This window comes from Ancylobacter vacuolatus, assembly GCF_030813595.1.
GTDB lineage: Bacteria > Pseudomonadota > Alphaproteobacteria > Rhizobiales > Xanthobacteraceae > Ancylobacter > Ancylobacter vacuolatus.
The window spans coordinates 177,376-197,138 of record NZ_JAUSUH010000003.1; the positions used below are offsets into that span (position 1 = coordinate 177,376).

The window sequence follows — 19,763 nt, forward strand, 5'->3', positions numbered from 1 at the left end:
TCACAGGCTCAGAAGCAATAGGCCAGCCCGGCGGTCAGCATGTCGAAGAAAACGGCCGCACCGTGGCGCGCCCACAGGCCGATCGCCGCACCGATGATAAGGAGCGCGATGATGCCCGCCCCCCAATTCCAGAAGCTTCCGCGCGAAGGTGCCACTTCCGCCATCGGTTCCGCCATTGGTTTCTCCCTCGGCGTTAGCGTAGCACGAACGGCGTCGATGAGAGCCTCCCGCGCGACGCCTGCGCGCTCAACACCTCAGTAGCCGCGGTGCGGGTCCACCTCGTGCAGCGGCGGCAGGCCCTGACGCACGCGGCGTATGCTCTCCGCCACATCACGCGCGGCCAAGGCAGGCACGGTGATGCTCGCGACATGCGGGGTGATCAGCACATTGTCGAGCGCCCAGAGCGGATGCCCCTTCGGCAGCGGTTCCGTCTCGAACACATCGAGCGTCGCCTCGGCGAGCTGGCCGGACCGCAGCGCCTCGACCAGCGCCACCTCATCCACCAGCGCCCCGCGCGACACATTGACCAGCTTGGCGCCTTTCGGCATGAGGGCCAGTTCGGGAGCGCCGAGCAAATGATGGGTGTCGGGCGTCAGCGGCACCAGGCACACCACAATCTCGTTCTCTGAGAGCACGCGCTCCAGCCCATCCCGGCCGGTGAGTGCAGTCACGCCAGGAATATCTTTCGGGCTGCGCGACCAGCCCGTGACCGAGAAGCCCATTGCCGCCAGCGCCTTTGCCGACGCGGCGCCAAGTTCGCCCAGCCCCAGCACACCGACCTTGATCTCGAACAGCGGGCGGGGATGGACATAGTCCCACTCTCCCCGCCGCTTGGCGCGCTCGAAAACCGGGATGTCACGGGCGTAGCGGGTGACGGCAAAGATGACGTAGCTCGCCATCATCGCCTCCATTCCGGGATCATTGAGGCGCGCGAACTTCACCGGCACCAGGTCGTCGCGCTTCATCAGCGCATCCACGCCGGCACCAAGATTGACCACGAGCTGCAGATTGGGGAAGAGCGCGAAGAAGCCGGCCGGAGGGACCCAGGTCAGAGCATAGCGAATGTCGGCGGGGTCGCCGATGTCAGGAGCGATCCGCACATCGAGATCAGGGAGCGCGGCGGTAAGCGCCGCGCGCCACTCCTGCGCATTGTCCACTGCACTGTAAAAGACCAGGGCCTCCCCGCTCACGCACCTTCTCCCGTTTTCCCGCCCGCCGACTCGCTGGGCAGACCTATCCTAACGGGTGGGGACGACGCCAAGAAAGCCGGCTCTGAGGTGCCTCCGTGGGAAGGGTGTGCCAGCTAGCGCGACCATTGCACCTGCCCGACAGGGAATTCGGTGCGTCAGGCGACATCGGGCAAGCGGTCGAGATGCTTGTCGAGCGTGATGGGATAGTCCCGCACCCGCACGCCTGTGGCGTTGTAGATCGCGTTCGCCACTGCCGCACCGACGCCGCATATGCCGAGCTCGCCCACGCCCTTCGCCTTCAGCGGTGTCGACATCGGGTCGGTCTCGTCGAGAAAAACCACCTCCTGGTGCGGGATGTCGGCATGGACCGGCACCTCATAGCCGACGAGGTCGTGATTGACGAAGAACCCCCGCCTTGTGTCGACCGCAAGCTCCTCCATCAGCGCCGCCCCCGCGCCCATGGTCATGGCGCCGATCACTTGGCTGCGGGCTGATTTTGGATTCAGGATGCGCCCGGCGGCACAGACGGCGAGCATGCGGCGGATGCGGCTCTCCCCTGTCGCGCTATCCACCGCCACCTCGACAAAATGGCCGGCGAAGGTGGACTGCTGCATCTTTTCGGTGATGTCGCCATATTCCATGCGGTCCTCGGCGACGAGATCGCCTTCAGCCGCCGCAGCCTGCAGTCTGATGGAGCGATTACCGACCCGCACCTCGCCATCGACGAACTCCGCATCCGCCGAGTTAAGGCTCAGCTTGCGCGCCACCTCCTCGCGCAGCTTCACACAGGCGGCGTAGACACCGGCGGTGGAACTGGCCGCGCCCCACTGGCCGCCCGAACCGGCCGAGACGGGGAAGCTGGAATCCCCAAGCACCACACGCACCTGCTCCATGGGCACGCCCATCATCTCGGCAGCGGTCTGGGCGATGATGGTGTAGCTGCCGGTGCCGATATCGGTCATGTCGGTCTCGACCGTCACGACTCCTAGGTTGTCCAGCCGCACACGCGCACCGGATTTTGCCAGCAGGTTGTTGCGGAAGCCGGCGGCCATGCCGAGGCCGATCAGCCAGCGGCCGTCGCGGATCTGACCCGGGCGGGCGTTGCGCCGATCCCACCCGAAGCGCTCGGCCCCGAGGCGCAGACATTGCACGAAGGGCCGCGCCGAAAAGGGGCGCTCCGGATGCTCCGGGTCGACCTGGGTGTCGTTTCGAATGCGGAACTCGACCGGGTCGATACCGAGTTTTTCCGCCATCTCGTCCATGGCGATCTCCAGCGCCATCAGGCCCGGCGCCTCGCCCGGCGCGCGCATGGCGTTGCCCTCGGGCAGGTCGAGCACGGCAAGGCGCATGGAGGTCATGCGGTTGGCGCCGGCATAGAGCAGGCGAGTCTGCCCGACCGCCGTCTCCGGCCCGCCGCCTTCCAGATCGCCGGACCAGCTCTCGTGGCCGATGGCGGTGATCGTACCATCGCGCTCGGCACCGAGGCGGACGCGCTGGATCGTCGCCGGGCGATGGGTGGTATTGTTGGCGATTAATGGGCGCTGCAGCGCGACCTTGACAGGACGGCCCGCCGCCCGGGCACCGAGCGCGGCCAGCACCACATCGGCGCGAAGAAACAGCTTCGAGCCGAAGCCACCGCCGATATAGGGGGAAATGAGGCGGACCTTTTCCGGCGGGATGCCGAGTGTGGTGGCAAGCTCGCCTGTCGACCAGGCGACCATCTGGTTGGAGGTCCAGACGGTCAGACTGTCCCCCTCCCAGCTGGCAAGCGTGGCGTGCGGCTCCATCATCGCGTGGGACTGGTCCGGCGTCGTATATGTCTCGTCGAGCCGCACGGCGGCCTGCGCGAAGGCGCGGGGAAAATCGCCGACATGGGTGTCGATCGGTCCGGTGAGGTCACTGGGCTCGGGCGCGGTGGCGGAGCCCTTTGCGGCGTGCAGATCGAACCTGCCAGGCTCGGCCTTATAGTCGATACGCACAAGGTGAGCGGCGGCGCGGGCCTGCTCGAAGCTCTCCGCCACCACGAGGGCGACCGCCTGATGGTAGTGCTGGATATCGGGCCCGCCGAGCAAATGGGCGGTGTTGTAGTTGCCCTTCTTGAGGACACCGGCATTCCGGGCCGTGACGACGGCCAGCACGCCGGGCGCGCGTTCCGCCGCCGACAGGTCCATCGCGGTGATACGGCCCTTGGCGATCGTGGCGCCGATCACATGGCCATAGGCGGGGTCGGCGACGATATCGTGCCGCTCATAGGCATAAGGCGCCTTCCCCGTGGTTTTGAGCGGGCCGTCGATCCGGTCGAGCGGCTGGCCGATCACTTTCAGTCGGTCGATCGGATTGGTCGTGGCGGCGGAATCGAATTTCATGGCTCAGCCCTTTGCCTCGACGAGGATTGACGCGAGCGTGCGCTCGACCAGCGTGATCTTGAAGGCGTTCTCGCGCGTGGGCCGCGCGCCCGCCAGCAACTGCCCGACGACGGCGTTTGCCCCGCGCGGCATTTCGCTCTCGGCCGCCTCACCACGCCACGGCTTGTGGGCGACACCACCGAGCGCGACGCGGCCCGTTCCGTCGGGCTGAAGGACGGCACCGACAGAGACCAGCGCGAAGGCATAGGAGGCGCGGTCGCGCACCTTGCGATAAATGTGGCGCCCACCGAGAGGCTTCGGCAACACTACCGATGTAATCAGCTCGCCCGTCTCCAGCGCGGTCTCGACATGCGGGGTGTCGCCGGGAAGACGATGGAAATCGGCCATTGGGATGGAGCGCGTGGCGCCGTCGGCCCGCACCGTCTCCACCGTCGCGTCCAGTGCCCGCAGGGCGACCGCCATGTCGCTGGGATGGGTGGCGATGCAGGCGTCGCTGGTGCCGATCACCCCAAGCTGACGGGTGAAGCCGCCGATGGCCGCGCAGCCGCTACCGGGCTGGCGCTTGTTGCACGGCTGGGCTGTGTCATAGAAATAAGGGCAGCGCGTGCGCTGGAGCAGGTTTCCCGCGGTGGTAGCCTTGTTGCGCAACTGCCCCGAGGCGCCGGCGAGCAGCGCCCGGGCAAGGAGGCCATAGTCCCGCCGCACCCGCGGATCCGCCGCAAGATTGGTGTTGCTGACGAGCGCCCCGATGCGCAGGCCGCCATCCTCCGTGGCCTCTATGTTATCGAGCCCGAGACCATTGACGTCGATCAGATGGGGCGGCGTTTCGATCTGCAGCTTCATCAGGTCCAGCAGGTTCGTGCCACCGGCAATGAACCGGGCGCCCTGGGTGTGGGCGGCGGCCGCTGCCGCCTCAGCCGGTGTAGTGGCGCGCTCATAGGTAAAGGGCCTCATGCGGGGCTCCTCGAAACGTCGGAAATGGCGTCGATGATGTTGGAATAGGCGCCGCAGCGGCAGATATTGCCGCTCATGCGCTCGCGCAGCTCATCGACTGAGGCTTCAGGCGCCGCGGTGAGATCGCCAGTGACATGGCTCGGGACACCGGCCTCAATCTCGTTCAGGACCGCCACCGCCGAGCAGATCTGCCCTGGCGTGCAATAGCCGCACTGATAGCCGTCACGCGAAACGAAAGCGGCCTGCATCGGGTGCAACTCGCCGGGCTGCCCGAGCCCCTCGATCGTGGTGATAGAGTCGCCCTCATGCATGACGGCCAGCGTCAGGCAGGAATTGATACGTACGCCATCCACCATCACCGTGCAGGCCCCGCACTGGCCGTGATCGCAGCCCTTCTTGGTCCCGGTAAGGTGGAGATGCTCACGCAGCGCGTCGAGCAGCGTGGTGCGGGTGTCGACGTTCAGCTCCTTGACGGTACCGTTGATGGTGAAGCTGATCTGCATCTGCGTCTGCAACGCCACGACAACCTCATTCGCCGGCGCGATCTCTGCCGCGCCTTCGGCCCGCGCGCTGCTCCCGGCGGTGGTGGCGGCGACGGTCACAGCCCCGGCCGCAAGCAGATCGCGTCGTGACAATCCGGTATCGGGAGTTCGCTGCATGGGTGATCCGCGTTTGGGTGATCCAGATGCTGGCGGGCGAAGCCCGACACCCTTGGGTCGCGGTCCCACCTCGTATTCACCGGGGCAATGCCAGCTTGCGCGATGAGTTCCCGACGCCGCCGAGCCAAGCCGTACGCCTTACGACATCGGCTCCGTCAAGTTTCTGGAATCACTCGCAAATGATGCTCGACATCCGACGTGGTCACGATCGCTTGTCGACGTGACGGGCCGCGACTGGAGCGGAACGGATAGCAGTGAGCGTCGCAGGCGCATGCGACGCCGCACCCGGCGAAGACAGTCTAATTTTGATATTAAGCCATCGAAATTATTCGATTTAACAAATCTTCTTGCATAAGCCCCCTCTTAGGCTCGCTGCCCTCTGCCATTGCTTAGCCTAATAGGTCGTGGACGCCGAGGCCCTTGCCGCCGGCCGCGGGTTCGAGGCGACCTTGCAGCATCTCGATTCCTGCGCGTGGGTGGCAACCGCGCAGACGCTCGATCGAGATGCGCGGTTGTCTCCGCCATGTTCGGGCTCACGCCGATGGCGGAGGTGCCTCGTCACCTCGCCGCGCGCAAGCGCCCCCAGCGGATCGACATCGGCAAGGTGGCGCTCGGCGTCATAGAGACGCTCACGGAAGCCGACGGCATCCTCCATGACCGCGCGGGCCATCGCTTGGGGGCAGCAGCGCCGGTACGGCTTACGCTGCTGCAGGGTCTGTGGATCGAATCCTCGACGATATCGTCGATCGGTCGTCGACGATCGCCAGTCCCGCCCGGCGCGCGCCGCCGGCCGATCGTCAGGCCGACGCCGCGGCTTTCCGGCTCTCGATTGGCGCGGCGCTCTGCTGCACGGGGGCGGCCGGCGCTTGCCAACTGCCGTCGATCCAATCCGCCGGAGGAAGTCCCGCCTGATGACGCTCCCACGAGCGGGCGACGAATTCTGCGAACGCGCCAACGCTCGCGGCGCTCTCGACGAGGGGCCCGGCCTTCTGCCGCAGCTCGGCACCCAGAGCGTTTCGCCAGACAGGGTCCTTGGCGAGCCTGTGGGCGATCTGCAGATATTCGTCCTCGTCTCTTGCCGTCAGACCCGACACGCCGATGTGCTTATAGATCGTCGCGGTCCATTTCCCGAAGGGCATCTCCCTGGGAAGTGTAACCGTGGGCACGCCCAGCATCGCCGCGTCGAAACTCGACGACATGCCGCAGAGGGGGAACGAATCCAGGCAGCAGTCGACCGAAAGCAGCAGGCTATGGGCATCCACCTGCGTCAACGTGCGCAAGAAGACGACCCTGTTCATCAACTCGCCGAGCCTCTGGTGCAGCCTGAACCGCAGCGTCTTGGACGGAGGATATTCGCCCCGCAGGAAGACGAGCGTCGCTTCGGGATCACTCTCCAGCAGCCTGCGGAACATGCCGTCCATATCGGGATGGATCTTGGGCGGCGTGTTGGCGCAAAGATAGATGCGCCCCTCGGCGCCCGGCCCGAACAGTCGCTGCCTTAACTCCGCCTTCGTCGATTCGGTGATCTCGTCCACCGAATGCCGTTCGATGTAATAGGGCGGGTGTTCCAGCAGGGCGACCTTCGACCTGTAGAACTTTCCGACATCGACCGGCTCGGCGGGTTTCCAGGAGATGTAGTAGTCCGCATTGGTCAGCCCGTCGGTCCAGTTCGGCTCGAGCAGGACCATCTGCAGATGCGCGAGCCGCGCCATCATCGGAAAGAACACCGATGCAACCGATGGACCCGACACGATGATGTCGAGCTGCTCGGCCGCGATCACATCGATGGCCGAATAGACATCCATATCGGAAACCTCGACCACTCGTTCCGAACGCAGGACCCAGTCCCGCGCGGCCCGGCTCAACCCCATTTTTCCCGGGCGGATGAAGACGGTCTCGAAGAGGGTCGGGTCCAGTCCGCTGAGCAGGCCCGACATCATCGGCATGGAATCGTGCACCATGAAACCGATGCGGATCCGCCGGCCCGGGACGGGTCGCAGCGTCCCGTCGGAGACGTGGAGGGCGGTGTGGTTGAGCTTCGGCCAGGTCTTGAAGGCAAGACTCTCCAAGGCGCTGACGGCGGAGTTGTAGGTGTCGATGGCACCTAGGCAGAACAGCTGCTGCCATGGCGTCCAATTGTTGGACATGTCGCTGATCGGCTCCGCCAATTCGATCGGCGAAAGAGCGAGGAAATTGCACGCGTCGATGAACTGGTGCATCTGCGCCTCGACCTGGCCCGCCGCAGACGGAACCATCGGCGGGGTCAGCTGGAACAGCATGTCGATCACGCGCTCATCTTTCTTCAGCGCGTCGCTAACCTCCCCTCCATCATCGGACTGATGTCGAACCATCTGTCGCAGCGTCGCCGCGAAGCTTTCATCCAGATCCAGATATCTGCAGAAAAAGGTGAACAATCTGGCCTTATGGCTGGGTAATTGCGCCCGCCCTACAATCTCCAGAACTTTGCGAATAAGTCCGTCAAAGGACCCCGCGGCGCATATTCGTTGAAGATCCTTGTAGTTCAATATGAGAGCTTCGGCGATCAGGGGATCCGACTGCATCGCTTTTATGTAGAAATCGGCGACTGATCGATTTTCATAATCATAACTAATTGATAATTCATCCATTAAACAAAAATATCGCTCATATTCAAGATGATGAGCACTTATCTGAGTATAAAAATGACGAAGTTCAGCCGATTCTGGATATTTTCTCAGCCCCGTTTCAAGGGCCGTCAGGCAAGCAGCGATATCGCCCAGCCTCAGTGCGGCCGCTCCCGCGAAATAAGCATCCCACATGACCTCGCACGGTCGAGCCACCAAAGACCGGTAGATTTCATGAGCTTCGGCTGCAAAGCCCTTTTCTTCCAGCCGATTCGCGATGTTCCAAAGCGAACCGCTCGGGTCAGGTTCATCACCGGGACCCCGGCTCAGCTTGCGCTTAACACGGGATATGTCTCCCTTGTCGATATAATACTCGATAATCTTCAGCTGGTCCTTGCGCTCGGAAAACTGCTCAAGGGCCGCCTCTATCGCTTCAGGATCGTTTGCATCGACATCTACGAGGGGATAGCGCCTGTTGCCTTTCGCGAGGACCTTCGTCGCACGCGCCGCATTCCCCAACCGGTAATTCGCCAGTCCCACAAGGAGAAAGTCATGCGAGGTGACCGGCCTGCGTCGGGCAAGGACGCGGTAGATTTCATGAGCGGTCGCCGCATCGCTCCTCGAGAGGGCGATGTCCGCCCTGGCCCAGGCTTTCGCCGTGGACTCCCTCCGCAGACGCAGCCACTTTCCAACGGCGGTACGCCGGAACGAGTTTTCCAAACTGGAAATGAAGGCACTTTTCATAGCAGTGGCATGCTTCCAAAATCGGCTCGGCGGGGGACGAAGAAAAAATGCGTAATAGAGGCACGTGCGGGCGAGACGTTCATGGAGTACAAGCCGAAACTTGCTGCCGATCATGCTGTGCAAGCGAGCCCGCTCCGTCTCGGCACGCAACTTCCATTGCCGCGCCCGCGACGTCAAGGTTCATGAGCCGACGAATCCGTTCGGACCACTGCGTGTCCATCCGTTGAGACGACACCGTCGCCGGGGCGCTGGAACGCCCCTGAATCGTCGGCCGGCAACTCGTGATGCCGTTCTGCTATGCGCCGTTTGGATGCGAGGATATCGGCCTGCCGCTCAAGCTGCGGCAGGCCGATCGCGGCGGCGACTTTGGTCATGCGGTCGCTGAACACGAGCTGATCGTGCCAACAGCGCTGCACGAAGCTCTGGCCCTGCCCCTTGACCTTGCGCATTCTCGTGGCCGGCGTCCGGGCGCCCGTCACCACGGCCCACCTTTCCCGGTAGTGATGGTCTTGTTGCCGAAGCAGGAGACCGCGCCGACATCCCCGAAGGCGCCGGTGTGAGTGTTGGCGCGCGACGCGCTGAGGCGCTCCGCGCAATTCTCAATCGCCCTCAGGCCGTGCTTCCCGGCGATCGCCATGATCGTCCATGTCGCACACGGCTCCGTAAAGAGGCACCGGCACGATCGCCTTGGTCCGGGAGGTGATCAGGGGCGCCATATCCTCAGGCCCCATCTGCCAGCCATCCGCGCAGCAGTCGGCGAAGACGGGGGTGGCGACCGTCAGCGCGTTCCTTTTCACCGACGCGATGTAGATGAAGGATAGGACCATTGCTTCGTCGCCGCGGCCGATGTCGAGGCAATGAAAGGCGAGATGAAGAGCGGTTGTCCCGTTGCGTATGCTGATCGCGCGGTCGATGCTGGTGAAGGGACTTCTCCGCGTAAATAAACACAGTCAATTTGCTGCGCTTGAGAGTGCGCGAGCTATCGCGTCGGCGATGGCATGGCCGTCATAGGGTTTTGGGAAGAACTGGCTTCCCAAGGGCAGGCTGCCCTCCTCCAGGATCGCCTTGCCGGAGGCCACGACCAGCTTCACCGCCGGCCAGCGGTCGCGGATGTAGTGGGAGAGCTTGATGCCGTCCATGGTGCCGGGCATCTGCACTCGTGCTCGCCGCCTCGAAATGCGCAATCGGTTCGTTTGACACGGCATGGCCCTCATGGGCCGAAAACCCGCTGAGCGAGCCATCATTCGGCGGGAACGTCCTCGCACAACGGATCTGAGGTGGACGTTCCGCTGCATCCTACCATGCTGGTCCAACGTGCAGGCATACTAATCGGTGCAGGCCCCTGCCCCGCCTTCGCCACCGAGCCAACTCACCCGAATCGTTCTGGGTAGCGCGGACGCGCCAAACTCGGCTGCTCACGATCAGCGGCGAGACGCCAGCCGAAACCCATCTCCTCTCAACCTAACCGAGCATCCTGTGCCCCGTGACACGCGCAACGTGGGCCCGCATCGAAGGGAGCGTGCGGTCCGCCCCTGCGCCAAGGATGCCTATTCCGGCGAGTGGCGCGTGATCGCCCGCGCGGCCGGCATCCCGGACGAGGTGTGGAACAGTTGTAGCGGGTATGGGGACCGCGATGGGGAACGTGGCGAACGTGCAGTTCAGCGGTAGGCCGACAAACCGTTGTTGCATAAAGGTTTGCGCTGGAGCGGGCGAAGGGAATCGAACCCTCGTATGCAGCTTGGGAAGCTGCCGTTCTACCATTGAACTACGCCCGCTCAGGCAGGCGGCACCTTAATGGCGCGGCGCGGGCGCTTCAAGTCCCCCGGCGCACGCTTCACAGGAGAGAAGCCTCCCTGCCGTCCACCTTACAGGTCGGAGCCCTCGACGGAGGGCAGCTGAGGCGTCCGCGCATTTTGGACGTGAGTTGATCCCCGTCCTGCTCGTCACGCCCCCGCCTCGCGAAGCGCAACGAACAGGACAGGAAGGACCCGTCCCCCAGGGGGATGGAAAGAACACGGTAGCGTCAGAGTTCGGCGATAGCGCTATCCGGCACCGGCGCCTTGGCAGCATGGTGACCGTGCGTGCCCACCGCGTCGAGGCTGACACCTGTCGTCTCAATGCGGAACCACCAGGTGACGGCGGCACCGAGCAGCGACATCACCACGAGGCCATAAAGCAGCGCCTGCTGGCCGATCGACGCAAGGAGAATGGGGAAGCCGAAGGCGGTAAGCACGGCACCCATCTTGGCGAAGGCAGCCGCAAAGCCCGCGCCCTTGCCCCGAATGGCGGTGGGAAACACTTCGCCGGCAAGCAGGTAAGTCTGCGCGTTCGGGCCGAGATTGGTCATGAAGTTGAACATCATGAAGCCGATAAAGATGAGCGCCGTCCCCATCGTACCGTCGTAATAGGCGGAGAAGGAGGCGATCAGCAGGCCAGCGGCGCAGCCGATAAAGCCGAGGATCTGCAAAGGTACGCGACCGACCCGGTCGGCGAGGGCCACCGCGAAGATGATGCCCACGATAAGCAGTACGTCGATCATGGCCGCGCCCTCGGCAGCGCCGATGTCGTTCTGTATGATTTCGGCGATGTTGCGGGCGTTGCCACTGTCATGACCGAGCGCCGCGGCGAGGATGGTGGGGGTGAAGATGCCGATTCCATAGGTCGACAGGTCCTGAAGGAACCATGGCACCGAGGCGAGGATGGTTGCGCGGCGGTTTCGGCGGTCGAACAGCGCCTTCCAGCCGCTGGCGCCGGCCTCCACCTGGCGGGTTGCGGAGAGCACCACCTTTTTCGGATAGGTCGGCTTGCGCTGCAGCAGGCGTGCGGTTTCGCGCTCGGCTTCGTGTTTCCGGCCCCGGGCGAACAGCCAGGGCGCGCTCTCGGTGACGAAGAAGCGACCGGCAAGGACGATCATGGCCGGGATGATGGCTGCGGCATACATCCACCGCCACGCCGTCACATCGGGATCGAATGTGAGGACGACATAGCCGACACCCGTGCCAACCAGGGCACCAACTGCCTGGAAGGCGAACGCGCCGAGCACGAGGCGGCCACGGGCACTCGTCGGGATGCTCTCGGAAATGATGAGATGCGCCGTCGGGTAGTCGCAGCCGAGTGCCAAGCCGATGCCGAACAGGAAGATGACCAGCCAGACGTAGCTCGGCGCCACCGAGAGCAGCATCAGGAAGATGATGAACAGCACCATCTCGACGATGAACATGAGCTTGCGCCCGAACTGATCGGCAAGGCCACCGAGCAGCAATGCACCCACCAGGATGCCGGCAAGCGAGGCGGCACCGACAACCCCGTGCTCGACCGCGCCGAGGCCGAATTCGTTGGCGATCAACGGCATCGCCACACCGGTCATGAAGACGACGAGCCCTTCGAAGAACTTGCCGGCCGCAGCGAGCCCCCAGATGCGCCACTGCATCGTCGTCATTGGTGTCACGGGCACAGGCGTGCCATCCGGCCAGCTCGGCCGCTCGTCGATGTAGGACTGAACCGTCCTGCCGAGGGCGGGCTCGTGACTCGGATGGGTAGAGTGCTGTTGCATCATGGTTCCTGCATCGTTCGGCGACGGTATGATGCAACTTGATGACTTGGGGTGAAAGGCGCGTGACGGCACTCGCCGGCGAGGCGGGCGCGATTCAAGGGAAGCCGGCCGGAAGGTGGTGTGGACACGCCTGCGTCAGGAGGGACAAGGCCGCGTCCCTGCACGGCCAGGGCTCCGTCCGGCCCCAACACAGTCAACAAAAGGCGCGCGCCCCGCGCAGGACACGGCGCGGGGATGCGCGGACGGTAGTGGCGTCGCGGCCCCGGCGCGATTAAGGAAGGGGCTTACAGACATTTTTCCGATGGCTCCCCTCGACGCCTGACGAGACTGCGACATAGGCGGACCAGCCGTGACCTTCATGACGACGAACCCGGCGCTTGCCCAAGCGCTGGCCGAACGGGACTATAACAACCCGACACCGGTGCAACTGGCCGTGCTGGCACCCGAGGCGACGGGGCGCGACCTGCTGGTGTCGGCGCAAACAGGTTCCGGCAAGACCGTGGCCTATGGCCTTGCCATGGCCGAGACGCTGCTGGGCAGCGAGGAGCGCCTGCCGCACGCAACGGCTCCCCTGGCGCTGGTTGTGGCGCCCACCCGCGAGCTAGCGCTGCAGGTCCAGCGCGAATTCGCCTGGCTCTATGCGGCGACGGGCGCGCGCATCGTTTCCTGTGTCGGCGGCATGGATCCGCGCCAGGAACAGCGACTGCTGAACCAGGGCGCCCATATCGTCGTCGGCACGCCGGGGCGGCTGCGCGACCATCTGGAGCGCGGCCGGCTCGATCTCTCCGCGCTGAAGGTCGTCGTACTCGACGAGGCCGACGAGATGCTCGACCTCGGCTTCCGCGAGGATCTCGAGTTCATTCTCGATGCCACCCCGCCGGAGCGGCGCAGCCTGCTGTTCTCTGCCACCATGCCCCGCGGGATCACCGCGCTGGCCAAGCGCTATCAGCGGGACGCCCTGCGCATCGAGGTGGCGAGCGCCGAGGGCGGGCACGCCGATATCGAATACCGCACCATCCGCATCGCCCCGACCGAGATCGACCATGCGGTGGTCAACGTGCTGCGCTTCTATGACACGCCGAGCGCCATCGTGTTCTGCAACACGCGCGAGGCGGTCCGCCGGCTGCACGCCATGCTGCAGGAACGGCAGTTCTCGGCCGTGGCATTGTCCGGCGAACTCAGCCAGAACGACCGAAACCACGCTCTGCAAGCCCTCCGGGACGGGCGCGCGCGGGTGTGCGTTGCCACCGACGTCGCCGCACGTGGCATCGACCTGCCTAATCTCGGCCTCGTCATCCATGCCGACCTGCCGAACGATGCCGAGAGCCTGCAGCACCGCAGCGGCCGCACAGGGCGGGCCGGGCGCAAGGGTGTGAGCGTGCTTCTGGTGCCGCCCTTCCGGCGCCGGCGGACCGAGGACCTTATGCGCGGGCTCGGCATCGCGCCGGCCTGGTCCGGCCCGCCGACCTCGGAAGAAATCCGCAAGCTCGATCATGAGCGCATGTTGCGCGACGCCCTGCTCACCGATGAAGCGAATGAGGAAGACCTCGCCGCCGGTCGCACCTTGCTCGCCGCCCATGCGCCCGAGCATCTGGCCGCCGCGCTGGTGCGGCTCTATCGCGCCGGCCTGCCGGCGCCGGAGGAGGTCGCCGACCCTGGCGAGCCGCGCGGGGGCGCGGTGCGCGATCGCGCCGCCGACCGGGAGTTTGGCGGACCGTCGGGCGGCGGAAGCGTGTGGTTCCGCCTCAATGTCGGGCGCCGCAGCAATGCCGACCCCAAATGGCTGCTGCCGCTGATCTGCCGTCGTGGCAACGTGACCCGCAAGGAAATCGGCATCATCCGCATCCTCGACGAGGAGACCGCCTTCGAGGTGAGCCGCGCGGCCGCTGATCGCTTCGGCAAATCGGTGCGCAAGATCGAGGGCGGCGACGTCGTCATCGAGCCGCTGCCCGGCGGGCCGTCGGAGGAACGTTCGTCGCGCCCACCGCGCAGCAGGCCTTCGCCGGAGCGGCCGCAACGCCAGCGCCCGGAGCGCGACAAGCCCGCTTACGACAAGCCCGCTTACGAGACACCCCCGCACCAGAAGCCGGTTTACGAGAAGCCTTTCCGCGAGCCCGCTATTCGCCGCGAGCCGGCAGAGGGCACGCCGGCAGATAGCCGCCCGAAGCGCGATGCGCCGGAAGGCGGAACCTATGAGCGCAGCAAGCCGGCGCACCGCAAGGGCGGGTTCGAGAAGCCGCGCGAATGGAACCCGCTGGCCAATAGCGACGGCGAGCGGCCGACCAAGCCCGCGCGTCCCACTGCGTTCGAGGGGAAACCGCCGGGCAGGTTCGAAGGCAAGAAGCCGGAGGGCAAGGGAGCTCCGGGCAGGAAGCCCGCGGGAAAACCGTTCGAGGGCAAACCTTTCGAGGGCAAGAAGGCAGGCGGCAAGCCCTACGCCAAGCCCGCAAAGAACAAGCCGCCACGGCGCCCCTGACGCTGCACTTGGCGGGGCGGCTCTTTTGGCCCCGGACGCGAAACGGGACGCAGGCGATGCCGCCGCGTCCCGTTTGGTAGAGGCAGTGCCGGCACCCGATGAGAGCCACCCGGTGCCGGCGAAATGCCGTTCAGACGACCTTGACCGTGAGCGTGCCGACGCCGTCGACGCCGCCCTCCATGACATCGCCGCGGACAATGGCGCCGACACCGGCCGGGGTGCCGGACATGATCACGTCGCCCGGCTCGAGCTCGAACAGGCCGGAGAGGTAGGAGATCATTTCCGGCACCTTCCAGATCATCTGGTTGAGGTCGCCGACCTGGCGCTGCGTGCCGTTGACGTTCAGCCACACCTTGCCAGCGGCGGGATGGCCGATGACCGAGGCGGGCACCAGCGCCGAGCAGGGGGCAGAGTCCTCGAAGGCCTTGCCAATTTCCCACGGACGGCCAAGCTTCTTGGCCTCGCCCTGCAGGTCGCGGCGGGTCATGTCGAGACCCACGCCATAGCCCCACACGTGATCGAGCGCGGATTCGACCGGGATGTTCACACCGCCCTTGCCGATCGCGACCAGCATTTCCAGCTCGTAATGCACGTCGCTGGACTTGTCTGGATAGGGGAAGGTGCCGTCAGTGATGACGTTGTCGGGATTCTTCTGAAAGAAGAAGGGCGGTTCCTTGTCGGGATCATGCCCCATCTCGATGGCGTGCTCGGCGTAGTTGCGCCCGACGCAGTAGATGCGGTGGATCGGGAACAGCTGGTCCGAGCCTTCGACGGGCAGCGTCGGAATGCCAGGAGGCGTGATCACATAGACGGAAGTGTCGATAGGCGCGTTCATCAGCGTACTCCTGCGTAATAGTCGACGCGTTTCTCAATGCTCTCGATCAGGGCCGAAAGCCCCATCGCGGCGGCGAAAAGGATGATGGTCAGGGCCCAGAAGTTCTCCATGTCGAAATTGCGCGAATAGAGCTCGAACAATTCGCCATAGCCGATGATCGCCACCAGAAGTTGGCCGATCACCACGCCCTTGACGCCGCGCACCACGCCCAGCCGGATGCCGGCAAGTATTTCGGGCAGCGCAGCGAAGAATATGATCTTGCCGTAGAGCGTCCAGGGCGACGCACCATAGCTGCGCCCCATCTCGACGAGCGAGGGCGGCACGCCCTGAATGCCTGCCCGCGTGTCGAGCACGATGATCCAGACGGCGAACAGGAAAACCGTGACCACCACGGTGGTCTCGCCCATGCCAAACAGGATCATCAGCACCGGCACCAGCGCCGAGAGCGGCGCCGAGACGAAGATGTTCACCCAGATGCCGAGCAGGCTGTCCGCGGTGGTCGAGCGCCCCATCAGCACGCCAATGGCGATGCCGACGACGATGGCGAAGAACATGCCGAGCAGGAAGCTGTTCAGCGTGGTGATCGCCGCCGACTGCCAGGTAGCGGTTTGTACCAGCGCCACGGCCGCGACAATCACGTCGGAGAGCGGCGGGATGAGGAACATGGCGCCGGAGCGCCCGACGATTTCCCAGATGACGCACCACACGAGCAGCGACGCCATCATGGGCACGCGAAAACCAAACAAAGTCATCGCAGCCTCCCCTAATCGACGTAGCGCTTGAGGCCCTGCCAGATTTCCTCGACCGTATCGAGGTAGCCCTGGTCACGGCGAATGGCGTCCGGCGAGGCCGTACGGTCGATTTCCGGCTCAATGATCTGGGCGATCCGGCCGGGCCGGCGCGAGAGGATCACGATGCGGTCGGAGCAGTAGACCGCTTCCTCGATCGAATGGGTGACGAAGATGAAGGTCTTCTTCTCCTTCTCGACCAGTTCGAGCAGGTCCTCCTGGAACTTGCGCCGGTTCTGCTCGTCCACCGCCGAGAACGGCTCGTCGAGCAGGAGCACATCGGCATTCACCGCGAAAGCGCGGGCGAGGCCGACGCGCTGGCGCATGCCGCCGGAAAGCTCGTGCGGGTACTTGCTCTCAAAGCCAGACAGGCCGACCTCGGCGATGTACTTCCGGGCGATCGACTGGCGCTCGTCCTTGCCCATGCCCTTGAGCTCCAGGCCGAAGGCGACATTGCGCATGACCGTTGCCCACGGCATCAGCGCGAAATCCTGGAACACGAAGGCGCGCTCGGGACCGGGGCCGGTGACGGTCTGGCCATTAACCCGGATCTCGCCCGAGGTGGCGGGGATCAGACCGGCTATGATCTTGAGAAGCGTGGTCTTGCCGCAGCCGGACGGGCCGAGCAACGTGGTCAGCTTGCCGGCGGGGAAGTCGAGATCGATGCCGCGCAGGGCTTCGACCTCATTATACATCTTGCATACGCCGCGCACTTCGACCGCGACGTCCGAGCCGGCGGCGACGGCGGCGGCACTGGCCGCCTGAGCGGTAATGTTCCGCATGATCAGGACTTTCTCTTCTCGGGACGCAGCACGCGAAGCTCGAAAGCCTCAAGCGCGGCCAGCGTCAGGGTGGACACGAGGATGATGGAGACGACAGCCGCATACATCTCGGCATAATTCGCCACCGAGCGATGATAGGTGATGAGATCGCCGATGCCGGTCGGAGTGATCAGCAGTTCCGCCAGGATCACGCCGATGAAGCCAGCGGCGAGGCCGAGGCGAAGGCCGGCGAAGATCACCGGGCTCGCATCGGGGATGATGATCTTGGTGATGCGCTGCCAGAGATTTCCCTGGAACGAGTAGCACATGGCCACCAGCGAGGGATTGGCGTTGCGCACCGCCTTGTAGCCGTTGAGAACGATCACCGGCAAAGCGAGCATGATCACCGCCAGCGTCTTCGACACCAGTCCGATGCCATAGACAAAGGTGATGAGCGGGATCAGCGCCGCCATGGGCGCCGCCTGGAGCACGATGAACACCGGCGCGACCAGCCACTCGGCGAAGCGCGACAGACCCATGACGATGCCGAGGCCAATGCCGATGACAGCGGAGATGGCGATGCCGATCACCAGCGGCTGCAGCGTCTCGGCATAGGCGGCGACGAAGGAGCCATCGAGCGTCATCGTCACGAAGGCACGCAGCGTCTCCAGGAAGGTCGGGAAGGCGAAGCTGATCGGAATGCGACCGGCGATCTCCCAGACGAGGAAGAAGAGGCCAATTGACGCCAGGCGCCAAAGGGCCGTGCGGTGCTCCGAGAGCTTCCTCCAGAAGAAGGAAGCCTCGGAGTTGGGAACGGCTCGCGGGGAGCCGTTCGCCTGTACCGGGAAACTCATCCCACCGGCCTCAGTTCGTGCCGACCTTGCCGAGCGCGCGGTTCAGCGGCTCGAGGGCCCAGAAATCCTCGACCTTCAGGCTGGCAGGGTCGCCCTGGAGCTGGCCGGAGAGGGTGTAGAAGGCGAAGTCGTCCTTGGCCGCCGCCTCGCCGCCGCCATTCAGCGGGAACGCCTTGCCCTTGGCGAGTTCGGTGAAATACGGCGTGATCTCCGCCACCTGATCGGCCGGCAGGTCGGGCAGCAGCTTGTACTTGGTGCGCCACTCCGCGACGATCGCCGGGTTCTTGGTCACTTCGCGCCAGGTGGTGATGACCGACTCGACGATGACGTCGACATCCTTGGGGTTCTTGTCCAGGAAGTCCTGGCGGGCGAACAGCGCCTCATCCGTGGCATTGATGCCGTCGAGCGGCAGGATGATGAACTTGCCGGGGGCCTTTTCCTGCAGCAGCCGGCGGCCGGCGGAATCAACGATCGTCGCCTTGACGTTGCCCTGCAGCAGGGCGCCGGTACGCACTTCCGAGCCCGGGATGTAGCTGATCTTGGAGAACTTGATGCCCTGCTTCTCTTCCATCAGCTTCATGATGGCTTCGGTACCCGAACCGCGCGAGTGGACCGCGACTTCCTGGCCGTTCAGATCTTTCCAGGTCTTGTAGAACTCGGCATTGACCGCCGGATAGAAGCGAAGGGTCGAGAGCTGCAGGAAGATGCGGACCGGCACCTTCACCTTCTGCATCAGCGCGTAGGGGCCGCCGACACCAATATCCGCCTGTCCGCTCACCACCGCCTGCGCAGCAATATCCTCGGACTTCAGATAGGTCATCTCGATCTCGACACCCCGCTGCTTGGCGAGCTCGAAAGCGGCCAGCAGGTGAAGATTCTCGACAGAGGCGATATCGCCATAGGCGACGCGGACCTTGGCTTCGGCCTGCGGCACCGCCACCAGGGCCAGCCCAATGCCGGCGGCAATCGCCAACCCGGACAGGCCGCACAGCTTCTTCGTCAGTTCCTTGAGCATTTTCAGTCTCCCATGAGAGCCGAGCGGTTTCAGTCCGCCACTTATGCCAACCCGCGAGGTTGGATACCAATTTCATTTTGGTTTATATTGGCCGCCGTGGGCGGTCAAGGCCGGACTGGCTTGACCGAAGGATTTGATGCCGCCATAGAATGAACCAATTCACGATTTGGTTGATCCGGACACCATGCTTAATTCTTCCACCGACCCTCATCTGGAAAAAGGCATCGTCACGCAGTTGCGTGGCTATCTCGCCCAGATCGATCTCGCCGACGATGGCCGCCTGCCGCCGGAAAGGGAGTTATCGGCGGCTCTTGGCGTGTCACGTACGGAACTGCGCAAGGCCCTCGACGTGCTTGAAGCCGAGGGTCAGCTCTGGCGTCATGTCGGCAAGGGCACGTTCATGGGCAGCCGGCCGCTGGACACCTTCGCCGACATCGCGGCACTGGCCAGGCGCAGCAATCCAGCCGAGGTGATGCGGGCGCGCATCGTGATGGAACCTGAGATCTGCCGCGCCGCGGCCTTCACCGCGACGCCGGAAGACATCGCCGAAATGCGGATGTGCCTGACCCGCTCCCGTCAGGCCGAGACCTGGCGCCAATATGAGGCCTGGGACACGCGCCTGCACCGCACCATTGCCGAGGCCTCGCAAAACACGCTGTTGCTCGGCCTGTTCGACACGCTGAATGCGGTGCGCCGGGCCGTGACCTGGGGCCGGCTGCGCACCGAACCGGTGAAGCCGCTGCCCGACCATCACAGCTTCGCCGAACATGAAGCGATCGTCGACGCCATCGAGCATCGCGACATCGCCGCCGCGGCGGCGGGCATGCGCGCCCACCTGCAGACAGTCGAGCGCAAGCTGCTCGACCGCCAGTAAATCCCAGCCTCCACGCCGACGGGCGGGCTTGAGAAACCGGCGGCTTCGGTCTTGGATGGCTTTCCGGATCGTCGAGAGGAGATTTGCCTCC

General features: G+C 64.7%; 14 protein-coding genes, 1 tRNA gene and 2 pseudogenes. 2 read left to right on the plus strand and 15 right to left on the minus strand.

Features of this window, described 5'->3' with window-relative positions; translation table 11 throughout:
- Positions 1-8: 8 nt before the first annotated feature.
- From J2S76_RS08670 to J2S76_RS08720, 10 genes and pseudogenes are all read right to left on the minus strand, one after another.
- Positions 9-176, minus strand: a complete 168-nt coding sequence (locus J2S76_RS08670; protein ID WP_307059508.1) for a hypothetical protein — start codon at positions 174-176, stop codon at positions 9-11.
- 78 nt (positions 177-254) lie between these two features.
- Positions 255-1,190: a 2-hydroxyacid dehydrogenase gene (locus J2S76_RS08675; protein ID WP_307059510.1), complete on the minus strand. Its 936-nt coding sequence runs from the start codon at positions 1,188-1,190 to the stop codon at positions 255-257.
- Between the two features lie 155 nt (positions 1,191-1,345).
- Complete coding sequence (gene paoC, locus J2S76_RS08680) at positions 1,346-3,556, minus strand: aldehyde oxidoreductase molybdenum-binding subunit PaoC (protein WP_307059512.1); 2,211 nt, start codon at positions 3,554-3,556, stop codon at positions 1,346-1,348.
- A 3-nt stretch (positions 3,557-3,559) separates the two neighbouring features.
- On the minus strand, positions 3,560-4,510 hold the full coding sequence (locus J2S76_RS08685; protein ID WP_307059514.1) for an FAD binding domain-containing protein: 951 nt from the start codon (positions 4,508-4,510) through the stop codon (positions 3,560-3,562).
- Positions 4,507-5,169 (minus strand): aldehyde dehydrogenase iron-sulfur subunit PaoA, encoded by a 663-nt coding sequence (gene paoA, locus J2S76_RS08690; RefSeq protein WP_307059516.1) that lies wholly within the window; start codon positions 5,167-5,169, stop codon positions 4,507-4,509. Before paoA ends, J2S76_RS08685 begins: the two co-directional genes overlap by 4 nt.
- A 797-nt stretch (positions 5,170-5,966) precedes the next feature.
- On the minus strand, positions 5,967-8,516 hold the full coding sequence (locus tag J2S76_RS08695) for a tetratricopeptide repeat protein (RefSeq protein ID WP_307059518.1): 2,550 nt from the start codon (positions 8,514-8,516) through the stop codon (positions 5,967-5,969).
- A 173-nt stretch (positions 8,517-8,689) separates the two neighbouring features.
- Positions 8,690-9,466 (minus strand): annotated as a pseudogene (locus J2S76_RS23175) (DegT/DnrJ/EryC1/StrS family aminotransferase).
- Positions 9,467-9,673: pseudogene (locus J2S76_RS08710) on the minus strand (response regulator); the annotation flags it as partial.
- Positions 9,674-10,217: 544 nt separating this feature from the next.
- Positions 10,218-10,291, minus strand: a tRNA-Gly gene (locus tag J2S76_RS08715).
- Positions 10,292-10,539: 248 nt separating this feature from the next.
- Positions 10,540-12,069, minus strand: a complete 1,530-nt coding sequence (locus J2S76_RS08720; protein ID WP_307059521.1) for an MFS transporter — start codon at positions 12,067-12,069, stop codon at positions 10,540-10,542.
- 349 nt (positions 12,070-12,418) lie between these two features.
- Between J2S76_RS08720 and J2S76_RS08725 the strand changes: the two genes are divergently transcribed.
- Positions 12,419-14,545, plus strand: a complete 2,127-nt coding sequence (locus tag J2S76_RS08725) for a DEAD/DEAH box helicase (RefSeq protein WP_307059523.1) — start codon at positions 12,419-12,421, stop codon at positions 14,543-14,545.
- 130 nt (positions 14,546-14,675) lie between these two features.
- Here J2S76_RS08725 and J2S76_RS08730 read toward each other — a convergent pair whose 3' ends face one another.
- From J2S76_RS08730 to J2S76_RS08750, 5 genes are read right to left on the minus strand one after another with little or no spacing between them, the layout of a single operon-like run.
- Positions 14,676-15,380, minus strand: a complete 705-nt coding sequence (locus J2S76_RS08730) for a fumarylacetoacetate hydrolase family protein (RefSeq protein ID WP_307059525.1) — start codon at positions 15,378-15,380, stop codon at positions 14,676-14,678.
- On the minus strand, positions 15,380-16,132 hold the full coding sequence (locus tag J2S76_RS08735; RefSeq protein ID WP_307059527.1) for an ABC transporter permease: 753 nt from the start codon (positions 16,130-16,132) through the stop codon (positions 15,380-15,382). Before J2S76_RS08735 ends, J2S76_RS08730 begins: the two co-directional genes overlap by 1 nt.
- Before the next feature lie 11 nt (positions 16,133-16,143).
- Positions 16,144-16,950 carry an ABC transporter ATP-binding protein gene (locus tag J2S76_RS08740; RefSeq protein WP_307059529.1) on the minus strand — a complete coding sequence of 269 codons (807 nt, stop codon included), beginning with the start codon at positions 16,948-16,950 and terminating at the stop codon, positions 16,144-16,146.
- A gap of 2 nt (positions 16,951-16,952) precedes the next feature.
- The gene (locus tag J2S76_RS08745; RefSeq protein WP_307059531.1) at positions 16,953-17,783 is read right to left on the minus strand and encodes an ABC transporter permease; all 831 of its coding nucleotides are present in this window, start codon (positions 17,781-17,783) and stop codon (positions 16,953-16,955) included.
- Between the two features lie 10 nt (positions 17,784-17,793).
- The gene (locus J2S76_RS08750; protein WP_307059533.1) at positions 17,794-18,798 is read right to left on the minus strand and encodes an ABC transporter substrate-binding protein; all 1,005 of its coding nucleotides are present in this window, start codon (positions 18,796-18,798) and stop codon (positions 17,794-17,796) included.
- Between the two features lie 184 nt (positions 18,799-18,982).
- On the opposite strand from J2S76_RS08750, the gene J2S76_RS08755 reads away from it, so the two are divergent.
- Positions 18,983-19,672, plus strand: coding sequence for a FadR/GntR family transcriptional regulator (locus tag J2S76_RS08755; protein ID WP_307060200.1), 690 nt, complete (start codon positions 18,983-18,985; stop codon positions 19,670-19,672).
- The last annotated feature ends 91 nt before the right edge of the window (positions 19,673-19,763 follow it).